Raw genomic sequence first — 13,006 nt, forward strand, 5'->3', positions numbered from 1 at the left:
CTACAATCTGAACGCGCAACTCAGCACGCATGGCGACCGGTCACGATAGAGCGGAATCGTCGGTCACGTTCGCCGGAATACGCATCAGCCACAGCCGGGCGTTTTACCTGCGTGCCTATCTGCTGCAGACGCACGAGATGCTGTTCGATGCCCACAACCATGCGTTCGCAGTATTCGGCGGGGTGCCCAGGCGGGGCATCTACGACAACATGCGCACCGCCGTGGACCGCGTGCGCCGGGGCAAGGAGCGCGACGTCAACGCGCGCTTTGCAGCGATGGTTAGCCACTTCATGTTCGAGGCCGAGTTCTGCAATCCCGCCTCCGGCTGGGAGAAGGGCCAGGTCGAGAAGAACGTGCGCGATGCCCGTCACAGGCTGTGGCAGGTCGTGCCACCATTGCCTGGCCTGCCGGAGCTCAACGCATGGCTGCACGACCGCTGCATGGCCCTGTGGCACGAGATCGAGCACGGCAAGCTGCCTGGCACCGTAGCAGACGTCTGGGCGGAGGAACGGGCTGCCCTGATGCCCGTGCCGCGTCCCTTCGATGGCTTCGTGGAGCACACCAAACGGGTCTCTCCCACCTGCCTGATTCACTTCGAGCGCAATCGCTACAGCGTGCCGGCGCCGTTCGCCAATCGGCCCGTAAGCCTGCGGGTCTACGCAGACCGCCTGGTGATCGCCGCCGAAGGCCAGATCGTCTGTGAACACCGGCGCTTGATCGAACGCAACCACCATGGCGCGGGCCAGACGGTCTACGACTGGCACCACTACCTGGCGGTACTGCAGCGCAAGCCCGGAGCCCTGCGCAATGGTGCTCCCTTCCTGGAGCTGCCGCCGGCCTTCAAGCGCCTGCAGGCCACCTTGCTCAAGCAGCCAGGCGGCGATCGGGAGATGGTGGAGATCCTCGCCTTGGTACTGCACCACGACGAGCAGGCAGTGCTCTCGGCCGTGGAGCTGGCCCTGGAGGCTGGCGCTCCCAGCAAGACCCACATCCTGAACGTCTTGCACCGGCTGCTCGATGGCAAGCCCGCTCCAGCACCGGTGACTTCCCCACAGGCCCTCAAGCTCACCGTAGAGCCACAGGCCAATGTTCTTCGCTACGACCTACTGAGGGAGGTGCGCCATGCGTCATGACCCCGCCATTGCTTCCATCGTCATCATGCTGCGCGAACTCAAGATGCACGGCATGGCCCAGGCCGTGAACGAACTGGCCGAGCAAGGAGCACCAGCCTTCGAAGCGGCCCAACCCATCTTGGCGCAGTTGCTCAAGGCCGAGACCGCAGAACGGGAGGTGCGCTCAGTCGCCTACCAACTCAAGGTTGCCAGGTTCCCAGCGTACCGGGACTTGGCAGGGTTCGACTTCAGCCACAGCGAAGTGAACGAGGCCCTGGTGCGCCAGTTGCATCGGTGCGAGTTCCTGCAGGAAGCCAACAATGTGGTGCTGGTGGGAGGGCCGGGCACGGGCAAGACCCACATCGCCACAGCCCTGGGGGTTCAGGCCATCGAACACCACCACCGAAGGGTCAGGTCCTTCTCGACGGTGGAGCTGGTGAATGCGCTAGAAGAGGAGAAGGCCCAGGGCAAGCCAGGACAGATCGCTCACCGACTGGCTTACGCTGACCTGGTGATCCTGGATGAACTGGGCTATCTGCCGTTCAGCACTTCAGGAGGGGCGCTGCTGTTCCACCTGCTGTCCAAGCTGTACGAACGCACCAGCGTTGTGATCACCACCAACCTGAGCTTCAGCGAGTGGGCCAATGTGTTCGGAGATGCCAAGATGACCACGGCGCTGCTGGACCGGCTCACGCATCACTGCCATATTCTGGAAACGGGCAACGACAGCTACCGGTTCAAGAACAGTTCCGCACAGCAGCCACAGACCCTAACCCCCACCAAAAAGGAGAAGACCACCAAGAACTTATCCACAACGTGAGCATGACGTTCACGCAAAAGGGTGGGTCAGATTGAGATGGAAATGGTGGGATACGTTTGCATGGAAATCAACAATCTGGGTTACCAAGACGCTATTCGAGGTAGCGAGCGCGATCGATTCACCCGAACAGGTGCCGTGGCGCGCATGCGCGGCATTTTCGCAACACGAAGTAGTACCGTATCTAGAACGTTCGCATTTGCAAAGCAGCTTCGGATGCGACGTGTGCGATGCGCGATCAATGCATTCTTGAGCGTTTCGATCTTGGCGCGCACTTCTTTGCGATTTCGACTTTTGAGAATCGAGGCGATATTCGGCATGGAATCACTACCGCGCTACCCTTTCACGAGCTGCTACCTTCGGAGGCAGCCGGTACATAGATCACCATACCAGGGTCGAACGCCTTGTTCTCGATCCTGCCGCTCCAGTTCACATAGCCGCGCGGATTGCTCACAACTCGGCAAGAACGAACTCGATAGTCGAACTGCTGATGCGTGTGACCGTGGACCCAGAGCACGGGCACATCAAAGAAGGCATCCGGAAGTTCGGTGACGAAGGCGCCTGAGGACCAGTCATCAGCATAGCGCTGCGCCAATGAACCGCGATGAGGTGCATGGTGCGTCACAACCACCGTCGGTTCGGCGAACGTTTCCGAAAGCCTCTCCTGCAGCCAGGCACGCTGTGCCTGGTGAATCCGAAGCGTGTCGGCTGCTTGAAGCTTTCTTCCCTGCTTATCGCGCCAGGTATCGGGTTCTGCGGATTCATCGACCGTGCGGATCAGCGCGTAGTCGTTCAGCAAATTGGTCGCCATCTTCATGGCCCGTCCAACATCGCTGACCAGACCCTCAGTTGTCTCGATGGAGAGCGCGAAGTCTGTCCAAAGCGTCGCACCGAGGAAGCGTACGCCGTCGATCACCAACTTGTCACCGTCGAGTAGATGGACATTGCTTCCTTCGGCTTCGCGGCGCGCTTCGGCCAGTGTCTTGTCCAAGCGGCCATCGTAGTACTCGTGGTTGCCAAGCAGGTAGACCACGGGCTTGCCGCGAAAGCGATCCGCGGCCCACTGGACGGCGCGCTTGGCCGGCGAATGAATGTCGCCGGCGAGGACGACGACATCGAATTCGAGATCAGGCACCGGCTCGAACGGTGCGAACTCGAGGTGGAGGTCGGAAAGAACCAGCACTTTCATCGGGACACCCCTTCGAAGCGCGCGCGAAGCTCGGCGCTGGCTTTGTCGTCGAAGCCGGTGAACGAACCGCAAACCACCAGATGGTCCTTGCGGCGATCGAACTGCCAATAGGCATCGTCGAGTGCGACCCACGGTTCATCGACCGCGTCGTGAATCTGGAGCCAGGCAAGGATTTCTCCTTCACGCTTTCTGTACGGTGGCGGGAGGCCAAAGCCCGAATGAGGCGTGGCCCCAAGGATGCGGGCCCGGATGTCCCTGGAGAACGGTTTCAGCAATGTCTTGTAGAGAAGCTGCTCGCGCCAGGATGAACTGATCACGATGTTCACGTGCAGGAATTCGCGCAACAGCCCTTCAAGCCGCGGCAGGAAGCAGAAGTCGGCGCCGCCGTTGAGGATGTGATCTTCCCCCTCCGGATGAAGCACGCCGTCGAAGTCGAGGAACAGGATCACCTTGCATCTCCTAGCCCATATCCACCGGCCCTCATACGACACCGCCGTGTTGAATCGCGATCAGGATCGATCGCACTTTGTCGGCGCCGCCCCCGACAGCAAACGCCGCCGACGTTTGACCATCGAGCAGCTCGTGCGGCTTGTCCAGCCAGGCTTGGGCCGCTGTGCCGAACACCTGAGTAGCGAGATCGAGCACGTCTTGTAGAGGCCCTCCCGGCCCAGACTCATCGCGCGGCCATGCCAAGTGCGAGCCCATATCGACCCCGAAGGCACGGAAAGGCGCCGCGGCGGTCATCAGGCCCTCGTCGAGATAGTCGATGCTCTGATGGTGGTGACCATGGACCGCCAGTTGGACGCCAAGCTTTTCGGCGAGTTCGTCGATCGCCTGCCAGCCGTGTGGGTGAGCCGCCGGCGCCTCGTGCGTCACCAGAATGTCGGCAGATTGGTGCCTGAGCAGCTGTTGGTAGTCGGCCGGGAAGATGGAGGACCGGTGCTTGCGGGAGATGCCGTCACGCCACCGTTCCTCGCGCTTCATGGTTCGGCGCATGGCGTCGCTCGACTGGAACGCCGCCTCCTCGATCGGCCGCCGCGGATCCCAGATCTTGCTGCGGAAGATGCCGCCCAGGCCCGCGACCTTGAACCCAGCGATCTCGACGATCCGTCCGTGCAGGTTGCGGGCGGCGATCTGTGATCCAAATAGATTATCGAAATCTTCGACGCTATCGGTGTCATGGTTCCCGTGAATGAACCAGACCTCAGTGAGGCCCAGGATAGGCGCCAACTCGATGTGCAGAGGTCGGCGCGCCTGGATGTCACCCAGCAGCACGATCGCCTCTGGACGGAAGTACTCGACTGCGGCGATCACCGAATCGAGATCGCCGTGCGGGTCGCCGAAGAACATGAGCTTTGGCTTCGACTGGTTGTGCTCGGATCGCGCATGGAGGTCCGACGAGATGAGCGATTTCATCTCATATGCCGATGGCGGTTCATCATCCGGCCGCAACCCGCAGGAAGTGCGAGCGCAGCTCCTGGAAGCTGTCCTGATCGAATGCCCGCGCGGGATCCGTGAGCACGAGCCGCGCGAAGCCCACTTCGAAGTTCGAGGACCAATCGTCAAGCGCAACCCACTCTGCATCGCTACGGCCGTTCCCGTCGAGCCAGGCCTGGATTTCCAATTGGCGCCGGTGGGGGACGACCACATTGGGATCAATCTGTGGCGTCGCTCCGATGATCCGATGCTGGATGTCGGCACTGAAATAGCGCTGCAGCTGTTCGATGCTTTCGGCTCGCCGCCAATCCGACGAGATGACGACGTCGACAGAATCGAACTCTCGAAGAAGCTCCTCGAGCCGCGGCAAATGGCTGAAGAACCTGCTGCTGAACGAGTAGTCCACGCCGACAGGATGAAGAACACCATCGACATCCAGGAACAGCAAATCGCTGGAATCATCCGTGCGGCCAACGGCATCATGGGTCGGCGTCGCTTCTGCCATGGGTAGACGGCCAGTACAGGGCTTCATCATCCAATAAACCCCGCCTGGAAGGCCTCAAGGAGATTGAGCACATCGGCAGCTCGCCCTTCGGCTACCAGCGACTCGGCGGTCCTGTTGTCAAACAGCGCAAGTGGCTCGTTTCTGTACCAGAGGATGGCCGCCTCGAGGTCCCCGCCCGAGACCGCAGCCGCGGCAGCCAGCACTTGCTGGATCGTGTGGGTAGATGACCGGATGTCACTCATAGCTCGACCACGAACTCGGGGTTGAACTGCTTGTTCTCCAGGCCGCGGCCATGCCGCAGGTACCCACGGGGGTTGCACACCATCCGGCAGTTCCCGACTTGGTAGTCGAAGCTCTCGTGGATGTGGCCATGCGCCCAGAGTGACGGCGCTTCGAAGAAGGAACTTGGGAGCTCGCTCACAAAAGATGCGGACAGCCAGTCGGACTGATAGTGCCGCGCGAGAGAGTTTCGATGCGGGGCATGATGGGTCACGACCACCGTCGGCCCATCGAAGGGCTCGGCCAGCTTCTGGGCCAGCCAGGCTCGGTCACTCTGGTGGAGCGCCCGCGTGTCTTCGGGCACTAGGCGGCGCTTTTTTGACTTGGCTGATGCCGCCGGTGCGTCGGAGGATTCCTGCGCCTCGGCCCACCGGATCGATGAGTATTCGTTGAGACGGACTTTGGCCGCCTTCATGGACCGCTCGGTGTCTACCAGCGACCCCGTCTTGGTCTGGATCGGCAGTTCGAAGTCTGTCCACAGCGTGCAACCCAGAAACCGGACGCCGGCGACCACGGCCTTGCCTGGCGCCAGGAGGTGCACATTGCATGCTTTCGCGGTCAGTGCCATTTCCTTGAGCGTGGTCTGCAGAACACCTTGATGGAACTCATGGTTACCAGGCACGAAGACGATGGGGACTGTCTCCCCAAAATTCTCTGCCTGCCGGGCCCAGCGCATGGCCTTGGAACCGGGCACAGAGATGTCCCCGGCAAGGATTGCGACATCGCGGTCGACCTTCGGGACGAGAAGGGTGCCGAACTCGAGGTGCAGGTCCGAAAGAATAAGCAGCTTCACAGCGGCAAACCCGTTTCCTCAGCAGAGCGCTCAGGGCATCAGGATCGAGAGCTTGGCATTCCATGCCTCGCCATCGGACCTGGAGGGCACGGCGACGCGGATCGTCGGACGGTCGAAGTCACCGGTCTCGAAGAGGAAGTGCACATGGTGAAAGCGAAATACCGGGTTTCCGGGATGCTCGGTCCACTTGAGCCGCCAGGTGTGGAAGTACTCGAAATCGACCGTCCGGGCTTGCTTTCCGCGACTGACGATGCAGGCCTTGCGGGCATCGGAATCGAACAGGATGCAGGTTCCATTCCAATCGCCCAGCATGCGTCGGGGATCGACCGGAAAGAAGCTTGCGCCAGATACCTGGGCTCGTTCCCGGAGTAGCTGTTCACGTCCTGTCTGGATCGAACGAGGCGATGCGATCCAGGCCCAATAGAAGAGGACCAGCGCGACGGCGAGCGCTAGCAGGAGTGAGATTTCCATGCTCAGTTGACCGGCCAGATCTGGTGCCGGATGCTGAACGAGGTGCGCATGTCGTAGTGCGTGAACTGCGCTCCGTTCTCATCTTCCAGGACCAGAAGGTCGACTTGATCGGCATCGGCGCTGGTCGCTGACCAGATCTTCCGAATGTCTCGAATTTGCCAGCGATCGGGATCGCTCTCCGTCGGCGCCAGATACTGAACGTGCCGCAGCGACTGCGCCCCCACGCTCTCAAAGAGATCGAGGAAATCGCTCTCATAAATCAACAACGCACGCTCCGAGATCTCGAGGTCGTCTTCGTGCACCACCCAGGTCGGAAAGAAGGCAGGAATCGTCAAGTTCAACTGGACTGCTCTCCAGCATTTCGCACCGGGACCGGCCAGCATGGAAGAGATCCTCACCTCATGCGAATCCATCGTCATAAACATAAAAATGACCCTACAGTTTGCAGCCCAAGGTGAAGATTGGTCACGGACGCCTTGCCGTCCAAGCAGTTCAACAAGACATACGAACACTGCCCATTACTTGTCCAAGTAGCTATTTTGCTACTCAAATACATCAAATCGATATCTTAGCGCTGTCGATAAAAAATGCTAGACAGGGAATTCTTGGGGGATGGGCCAACCTCAACCAAGAACGCAGAGTGCAAGGCAAAGGGTGGCGTTCCATCTACGTGTCATACGCGCGGAACGCCGCATCTCCCAGGAGCAGCTTGCAGAAGCTGCCGGGCTTCACCGGACGTTTGTAGGGTCAGTTGAGAGGGAGGAGAGGAATATCTCGATCGACAACCTCGAGCGCCTTGCAACTGCACTGGGTGTCGACGTTTCGCTTCTCGTCTCATCAGTGGTTCCGCGCTCCTAGCAAGCGATTGGAGTACCAATCTGACGGTAAGGACCCGCATGCTCCAGCGGTTGGCCTCGGTCGCGCTATGGCGGAACGACTCGCGCAGGCCTTGAGCAAGGACTTTCACTGAGTTCGCCCTCGCAGCAGAATGAAATGAGAAGACTGCTTTGCTGATGTCGCTGAAAACTGGTTGACTACCTTACTGCAGTAGGGAGTGACGGTTGTGATTCCCGCTGAACTAATTGAGACGAGGGGCGTAGCCTTGGGGAGGTCGTCTCTCAGTTATGGGGCTTGAATCTATCCACAGCGGAACGAATGGAGAGTCGCTGGCGCTTCGCGGAGAAAGGTCTGTTCGATCACGACGGCACGGCCCTCACCGAGATCGCATGAAGACAATATGGACTAGCTTTCAATCAAAGCCAAATCCTTCCACTTCGGGATCTGTGCCTAATACAGGGGGCGATTTTCGCGCTTCACCGTCTTTTTTCTGGCCTTGACGGAAAAACTGCAATCAGATCAATCAGTTAGCAAGTCAAAGCCACCAGATCAAGGCCGCAGTCCAATATCCTTGCCGCCCGAGACGCACACCATGACCTTGTCGCCCTCCTCGATCATGTTGTAGTCGACGATGGCCTGCCCGACCTGGCGGCACAGGCGCTTTTCGAGCTTGTGCGTTTCGCGTTCGATCTTCAGGGAGTGGGTGGCGTCCGCGGCGGCGGGCGCCTCGTCGATCCAGACGGCGTTCATGGGCAGGCTACTTCGGGGAGTCGGGGGAGGGTGCGATTGTCCCCGATCATCCTTTCACCTGCCATCGCGGCGTTTTTATGCGGTTCACGGCACCGGAAACGCCGTGCGCATCGCATCGACAAAGCGGCGCAGCTTGGCCGGGTAGAAGCGCGCGTACGGGTACACGACGTACACGGGCGCGTGGGCTGCCTGCCACTGCGGCGCCAGGTGCACCAGCTGCCCGGCCTCCAGCGCCTCGGCCAGCATCCAGGTCGACAGCACCCCCACGCCCACCCCCAGCACGGCCGCGCTGCGCAGCGCGTTCAGGCTGTCGGTGATCATGCGCGGGCGGATCTGCACCCTGTGCACCTCGCCACTGGTCTCATGCGTCAGCACGACCTCGGTGCGGTAGAAGTTCTTCGCGGCCAGCCAGGGGAGCGCCTCCAGGTCGCGGGCGTGCACGGGCGGCGCCACGTCCTTGAACAGCGAGGGCGCGCCCACCGCGATGCGCGGCACCTCGGACAGCCGGATGGCCACCACCGACGGGTCGGTCACTTCGCCCACGCGAATCGCGCAGTCCACGCCCTCGGCGATGAAGTCGGGCGTGCGGTCCTGCGGGCCGTCGTGCAGCAGCCATTCGACCGTCATCTGCGGGTAGCTGTGCAGGTAGGCGGCTAGCGGCCCGACCAGCAGCTGCTGGCCGAACACGTGCGGCGCCACCACGCGCAGCCGCCCCTCGGGCTGGTCGACGGCGCCGCGCACCTCGGCCTCGAAGGCGTTCCAGCTCAGGATCAGTTCCCGGGCGCGCTCGAAGCAGCGCTCGCCGTCCTCGGTGAGCTTCATCGCATGGGTGGAGCGCTGCAGCAGGCGCACGCCCAGCGAACGCTCCAGCGCCTGCAAGCGGCGGCTCACGGTGGGCTGGGTGGTGCCCATCTGCGCGGCCGCGGCCGACAGGCTGCCGGCCTCGACGATGCGCACGAAGGTCTGCATCAACTCGATGCGGTCGGCGGAAGCGGTGGGTGGGAGCGGAGCGGCCATACGTGCAGCGTATATCAATTGTTCAAAGCAAGGGGCTACCTTCAAGGGGCTACGGCGAGCACACTCCAGCCCTTGTTTTCGAATCCTAGGGTTAACACCATGTCTTCCATTCAATCAACGCATGAGAGGCTGCCGAGCTCGCTGATCCTGCTGCTGGCCGCCAGCGCAGGTTTCGGCGTGGCGGCGCTCTACTACAGCCAGCCGATGCTGGGCGTGCTGGGCCCGGACATCGGCGCCTCCGCCCGCTCGGTGGGCTTCGTGCCCACGCTCACGCAGCTGGGCTACGCGCTGGGCATCCTGCTGCTGGCGCCACTGGGCGACCGCTTCGACCGGCGCCGCATCATCCTGGCCAAGGCCACCGTGCTGGTGCTGGCGCTGCTTGGCGCGGCCTTCTCGCCTTCGGTCGGCCCGCTGCTCGTGGCCAGCCTCGTCATCGGCCTGGCCGCCACCCTGGCGCAGGACGTGGTGCCGGCCGCCGCCGCGCTGGCGCCCGAGGCGCACCGCGGCAAGATCGTCGGCACGGTCATGACGGGGCTGCTGCTGGGCATTTTGCTGTCGCGCGTGCTGAGCGGCTTCGTGGCCGAGCACTTCGGCTGGCGCGCGATGTTCGTGGTGGCGGCGGCCAGCATCGCGTTCATCGGTGTGGCCGCGGCGCGCGGCCTGCCGCACCTGCGCCCGACCACGCAGCTGGGCTACGGCGCCTTGCTGGGCTCGCTCGGCAAGCTGTGGCGGCGCCACGGCGCGCTGCGCCGCGCCACGATCGCGCAGGCCTTGCTGTCGGTCGGTTTCAGCGCTTTCTGGTCGACGCTGGCCGTGATGCTGCACGGCGCGCCGTTCCACCTGGGCAGCGCGGCAGCAGGAGCCTTCGGCCTGGCCGGAGCGGCCGGTGCGCTGGCCGCGCCCATCGCCGGCCGGCTGGCCGACCGGCGGGGGCCCGAGCTGGTGATCCGCATGGGTGCGGCGCTGGTGGTGGTGTCGTTCGCCGCGATGCTGTTCGCGCCGCTGATGGCGCCCGCCGCGCGGCTGGGGCTCATCGTGGCCAGTGCCATCGGCTTCGACTTCGGCCTGCAGGCCGCGCTGATCGCGCACCAGACGGTGGTCTACGGCATCGACCCCGGTGCGCGCAGCCGGCTCAACGCGGTGTTCTTCACGGGCGTGTTCGTCGGCATGGCGACGGGCTCGGCGCTCGGTGCGCTGGTGCTGGCGCAGTGGGGTTGGCCGGGCGTGGCGCTGATGGCCGCGGTGTCGGCACTGGGTGCGCTCGGCGTGCGGATGTGGCCGGCAGGCGCCGGGCCCGCCGTGGCCTGCGGTTCAGCCGCCTGAAAAGGCGGTTACCACTCGCCGGCTTCCATGCGGATCGCTACCTCGCAATCGTCGAAGATTTCGAGCTTGGCGATCTTCACGCGCACGCCCACCACGCCGGGCAGTTGCAGCAGGCGCTGCACCAGCTTGCCGATGAGGCTTTCGAGCAGGTTGACGTGCTCGGCGGTGCACTCCTCGATGATGATGCGGCGCACCTTGCGGTAGTCGAGCACGTGGAAGATGTCGTCGTCCTGCGGCAGCAGCGGCTGCGGGCCGAGGCTGAGTTCGGCGTCCACCAGGATGGGTTGCGGCGCCGTCTTCTCGTGGTCGAGGATGCCCAGGTTGGCATCGAAGCGCAGGCCCTGCAGGGTGAGGGTCTGGCGGCCCCGGGTGGGCGAGGGCGTGGAGGGGGTAGACATGGTGCTGCTTACATGAGCGAGAAATCGCGCTCGAATTTCATCAGGTGCTGGCCGCCGTCCACCAGCAGCGTGGTGCCGGTGATCGAGCTGTTTTCCAGCGCGAACTTCACCGTGGCGACCACGTCGGCCGGGGTGGAAGAGCGGCCCAGCGGCGACAGCTTGTGCAACTGCGCGAAGGTGTCGTCGTCCAGCATGTGGCTGGGCAGCGTGAGGCCGGGCGCCACGCCCACCACGCGCACGCGGGGGGCCAGCGCCAGCGCCAGCATCGGCGTGGCGGCTTCGAGCGCGGCCTTCGACAGCGTGTAGCTCAAGAAGTCGGGGTTCGGGTTCCACAGCTTCTGGTCGAGCAGGTGGACCACCGCACCGTGCGCGTCGCGCGCCGCCAGGTGCTCGTGCAGCGCCTGCGCCAGCAGGATGGCCGCGCCAGTGTTGCTGCGCGCGTGGCGTTCCATGAGCGCGTAGCTGAAGGTGGCCGCCTCGTCGTGCTCGAACAGGGCCGCGCTGTGCACCACCGCATCGATGCCGCGAAAGCGCGCGACCACGCGGGGCAGCAGCGCGCGCGTGGTGGCCTCGTCTTCCAGGTCGGCGGCGAAGAGCGCCGAATCGCCCGAGAGCGCGGCGCAGTCGGCCACCGTCTGCTCGGCCTCGGCGCGCGAGTTGCGGTAGTGCACCGCCACCTGCCAGCCGCCCGCGGCGAGCCCCAGCGCGATCTCGCGGCCCAGCCGGCGACCCGCGCCCGTGACGAGAACGGTGCGGGGGGCCGGGGAGGGGGATGCGGTGCTCATGCGAAGAGAGGAGAGAAGAGAGGGCGGGAAGACGGCAACGGGGGCAAGGAAAATGCGAGGAGAGAGACAATTGCGTGGTGACGACCAAGACCACCCCCAGCAGTTTACCCACCGCCCTCGACCATCTCATCGCGCGTTCCGTCGAACGCGCGGGCGGCTGGATCGGGTTCGACCGCTTCATGGCGCTCGCGCTGTATGCGCCCGGCCTGGGCTATTACGCCAACACTTCGGCCAAGTTCGGGCACATGCCTTCGTCGGGCAGCGATTTCGTCACCGCGCCTGAGTTGACGCCGATGTTCGGCAAGACGCTGGCCGCGCAGGTGGCGCAGGCGCTGGAGAAGACCGGCACCGACACGGTCTGGGAATTCGGCGCGGGCTCGGGTGCGTTGGCGGTCCAGTTGCTGCATGCGCTCGACGAGATGGGCCGCACCGACGTGCGCTACCGCATCGTCGACCTGTCGGGCACGTTGCGCGAGCGGCAGCAGCAGGCACTGGTGCGCTATGCGGACCGTGTCGAGTGGCTCAGCGAACTGCCCGAATCGATGGAGGGCGTGGTCGTCGGCAACGAGGTGCTCGATGCGATGCCGGTGCAACTGCTGGCGCGCGTGGGCGGGCAATGGTTCGAGCGCGGCGTGGTGCGCAACGCGCAGGACGACGGCTGGACCTGGGCCGACCGCGCGACCGAGCTGCGTCCGCCGGTCGACGTGCCGGGCGCGCATGACTACCTCACCGAGATTCATCCGCAGGCGCGGGCTTTCATGGCCACCCTGGCGGACCGGCTGAAGAAGGGCGCGATCTTTCTCGTCGACTACGGGTTTCCTGAAGGGGAGTACTACCACCCGCAGCGGCACATGGGGACCGTGATGTGCCATCGGGCGCACCAGGCAGACGGCGATCCGCTGTCCGACGTGGGCTACAAGGACATCACCGCGCATGTGGACTTCACTGGCATCGCGCTGGCGGGGCAGGACGCGGGGCTTGTCGTGCTGGGCTATGCGAGCCAGGCGCGGTTTCTGCTGAATTGCGGGCTGCTGTCTCTGATGGAAGCGGGGACCGTGGCTGAACGTGCCATGGCGGCGCGGCTCATTCATGAGCATGAGATGGGGGAGCTGTTCAAGGTTGTGGGGTTTGCTGTGGGCGAGGGGTGGGATGCGATGGGGTTTGTTGAAGGGGATCGCAGTCATATGCTTTGAGTGACTGGGTTTTCTCGTTGTCCGGGGCCGGGACTCGCCCCGGCGGGCGACTTACTTTCTTTTGCTTCGCCAAAAGAAAGTAAGCAAAGAAAAGGCGACC

The 13,006-nt window shown here is 63.5% G+C and carries 16 protein-coding genes and 1 pseudogene; 5 read left to right on the forward strand and 12 right to left on the reverse strand.

Features of this window, described 5'->3' with window-relative positions:
• Positions 1-29: 29 nt before the first annotated feature.
• Entirely contained in the window at positions 30-1,133 is a 1,104-nt protein-coding gene (gene istA, locus AC0IYU_RS20140; protein ID WP_472120414.1) for an IS21 family transposase, read from the forward strand.
• The gene (gene istB, locus AC0IYU_RS20145; RefSeq protein WP_472120416.1) at positions 1,123-1,932 is read left to right on the forward strand and encodes an IS21-like element helper ATPase IstB; all 810 of its coding nucleotides are present in this window, start codon (positions 1,123-1,125) and stop codon (positions 1,930-1,932) included. The genes istA and istB overlap by 11 nt, the downstream gene beginning before the upstream one ends.
• Positions 1,933-2,272: 340 nt before the next feature.
• Here the strand turns inward: istB and AC0IYU_RS20150 are convergent, their stop codons facing one another.
• Genes AC0IYU_RS20150 through AC0IYU_RS20185 form a run of 8 tightly spaced genes read right to left on the reverse strand, consistent with a single transcriptional unit; the run spans position 2,273 to position 6,986 of the window.
• Positions 2,273-3,118, reverse strand: coding sequence for a metallophosphoesterase (locus AC0IYU_RS20150; RefSeq protein ID WP_472120418.1), 846 nt, complete (start codon positions 3,116-3,118; stop codon positions 2,273-2,275).
• Positions 3,115-3,567 carry an HAD domain-containing protein gene (locus AC0IYU_RS20155; protein WP_472120420.1) on the reverse strand — a complete coding sequence of 151 codons (453 nt, stop codon included), beginning with the start codon at positions 3,565-3,567 and terminating at the stop codon, positions 3,115-3,117. Before AC0IYU_RS20155 ends, AC0IYU_RS20150 begins: the two co-directional genes overlap by 4 nt.
• A 31-nt stretch (positions 3,568-3,598) precedes the next feature.
• Positions 3,599-4,534 (reverse strand): metallophosphoesterase, encoded by a 936-nt coding sequence (locus AC0IYU_RS20160; protein ID WP_472120422.1) that lies wholly within the window; start codon positions 4,532-4,534, stop codon positions 3,599-3,601.
• A 22-nt stretch (positions 4,535-4,556) separates the two neighbouring features.
• Complete coding sequence (locus tag AC0IYU_RS20165) at positions 4,557-5,060, reverse strand: HAD domain-containing protein (RefSeq protein ID WP_472120424.1); 504 nt, start codon at positions 5,058-5,060, stop codon at positions 4,557-4,559.
• Between the two features lie 26 nt (positions 5,061-5,086).
• Positions 5,087-5,302 (reverse strand): antitoxin Xre/MbcA/ParS toxin-binding domain-containing protein, encoded by a 216-nt coding sequence (locus tag AC0IYU_RS20170; protein ID WP_472120426.1) that lies wholly within the window; start codon positions 5,300-5,302, stop codon positions 5,087-5,089.
• A complete protein-coding gene (locus tag AC0IYU_RS20175) occupies positions 5,299-6,132 on the reverse strand; it encodes a metallophosphoesterase (protein WP_472120428.1) in 834 nt (277 codons plus the stop codon). Before AC0IYU_RS20175 ends, AC0IYU_RS20170 begins: the two co-directional genes overlap by 4 nt.
• A 30-nt stretch (positions 6,133-6,162) precedes the next feature.
• The gene (locus AC0IYU_RS20180; protein WP_472120430.1) at positions 6,163-6,603 is read right to left on the reverse strand and encodes a hypothetical protein; all 441 of its coding nucleotides are present in this window, start codon (positions 6,601-6,603) and stop codon (positions 6,163-6,165) included.
• Between the two features lie 2 nt (positions 6,604-6,605).
• Entirely contained in the window at positions 6,606-6,986 is a 381-nt protein-coding gene (locus tag AC0IYU_RS20185) for a hypothetical protein (protein ID WP_472120432.1), read from the reverse strand.
• A gap of 229 nt (positions 6,987-7,215) precedes the next feature.
• Between AC0IYU_RS20185 and AC0IYU_RS20190 the strand changes: the two genes are divergently transcribed.
• Entirely contained in the window at positions 7,216-7,461 is a 246-nt protein-coding gene (locus AC0IYU_RS20190) for a helix-turn-helix domain-containing protein (RefSeq protein WP_472120434.1), read from the forward strand.
• Positions 7,462-8,007: 546 nt separating this feature from the next.
• On the opposite strand, the pseudogene AC0IYU_RS20195 reads toward AC0IYU_RS20190, so the two are convergent.
• Positions 8,008-8,190 (reverse strand): annotated as a pseudogene (locus tag AC0IYU_RS20195) (tRNA 2-thiocytidine(32) synthetase TtcA); the annotation flags it as partial.
• 84 nt (positions 8,191-8,274) lie between these two features.
• Positions 8,275-9,207 (reverse strand): LysR family transcriptional regulator, encoded by a 933-nt coding sequence (locus AC0IYU_RS20200; protein ID WP_472120435.1) that lies wholly within the window; start codon positions 9,205-9,207, stop codon positions 8,275-8,277.
• Positions 9,208-9,306: 99 nt separating this feature from the next.
• On the opposite strand from AC0IYU_RS20200, the gene AC0IYU_RS20205 reads away from it, so the two are divergent.
• The gene (locus tag AC0IYU_RS20205) at positions 9,307-10,530 is read left to right on the forward strand and encodes an MFS transporter (protein WP_472120437.1); all 1,224 of its coding nucleotides are present in this window, start codon (positions 9,307-9,309) and stop codon (positions 10,528-10,530) included.
• An 8-nt stretch (positions 10,531-10,538) separates the two neighbouring features.
• Here AC0IYU_RS20205 and AC0IYU_RS20210 read toward each other — a convergent pair whose 3' ends face one another.
• Together AC0IYU_RS20210 and AC0IYU_RS20215 are read right to left on the reverse strand one after the other, a co-directional pair.
• A complete protein-coding gene (locus AC0IYU_RS20210; RefSeq protein ID WP_472120439.1) occupies positions 10,539-10,928 on the reverse strand; it encodes a dihydroneopterin aldolase in 390 nt (129 codons plus the stop codon).
• Positions 10,929-10,936: 8 nt separating this feature from the next.
• Positions 10,937-11,713: an SDR family oxidoreductase gene (locus AC0IYU_RS20215; RefSeq protein ID WP_472120441.1), complete on the reverse strand. Its 777-nt coding sequence runs from the start codon at positions 11,711-11,713 to the stop codon at positions 10,937-10,939.
• A 77-nt stretch (positions 11,714-11,790) separates the two neighbouring features.
• On the opposite strand from AC0IYU_RS20215, the gene AC0IYU_RS20220 reads away from it, so the two are divergent.
• On the forward strand, positions 11,791-12,906 hold the full coding sequence (locus AC0IYU_RS20220; RefSeq protein WP_472120443.1) for a class I SAM-dependent methyltransferase: 1,116 nt from the start codon (positions 11,791-11,793) through the stop codon (positions 12,904-12,906).
• Positions 12,907-13,006: the final 100 nt, after the last annotated feature.

The organism is Variovorax sp. AC103 (assembly GCF_979254005.1).

Bases quoted from the DNA above. Each gene is read 5' to 3' on its own strand.
- istA (WP_472120414.1), top strand. From the start codon at position 30: ATGGCGACCGGTCACGATAGAGCGGAATCGTCGGTCACGTTCGCCGGA.
- istB (WP_472120416.1), top strand. From the start codon at position 1,123: ATGCGTCATGACCCCGCCATTGCTTCCATCGTCATCATGCTGCGCGAA.
- AC0IYU_RS20150 (WP_472120418.1), bottom strand. From the start codon at position 3,118: ATGAAAGTGCTGGTTCTTTCCGACCTCCACCTCGAGTTCGCACCGTTC.
- AC0IYU_RS20160 (WP_472120422.1), bottom strand. From the start codon at position 4,534: ATGAAATCGCTCATCTCGTCGGACCTCCATGCGCGATCCGAGCACAAC.
- AC0IYU_RS20165 (WP_472120424.1), bottom strand. From the start codon at position 5,060: ATGGCAGAAGCGACGCCGACCCATGATGCCGTTGGCCGCACGGATGAT.
- AC0IYU_RS20170 (WP_472120426.1), bottom strand. From the start codon at position 5,302: ATGAGTGACATCCGGTCATCTACCCACACGATCCAGCAAGTGCTGGCT.
- AC0IYU_RS20180 (WP_472120430.1), bottom strand. From the start codon at position 6,603: ATGGAAATCTCACTCCTGCTAGCGCTCGCCGTCGCGCTGGTCCTCTTC.
- AC0IYU_RS20185 (WP_472120432.1), bottom strand. From the start codon at position 6,986: ATGCTGGCCGGTCCCGGTGCGAAATGCTGGAGAGCAGTCCAGTTGAAC.
- AC0IYU_RS20190 (WP_472120434.1), top strand. From the start codon at position 7,216: ATGGGCCAACCTCAACCAAGAACGCAGAGTGCAAGGCAAAGGGTGGCG.
- AC0IYU_RS20200 (WP_472120435.1), bottom strand. From the start codon at position 9,207: ATGGCCGCTCCGCTCCCACCCACCGCTTCCGCCGACCGCATCGAGTTG.
- AC0IYU_RS20205 (WP_472120437.1), top strand. From the start codon at position 9,307: ATGTCTTCCATTCAATCAACGCATGAGAGGCTGCCGAGCTCGCTGATC.
- AC0IYU_RS20210 (WP_472120439.1), bottom strand. From the start codon at position 10,928: ATGTCTACCCCCTCCACGCCCTCGCCCACCCGGGGCCGCCAGACCCTC.
- AC0IYU_RS20215 (WP_472120441.1), bottom strand. From the start codon at position 11,713: ATGAGCACCGCATCCCCCTCCCCGGCCCCCCGCACCGTTCTCGTCACG.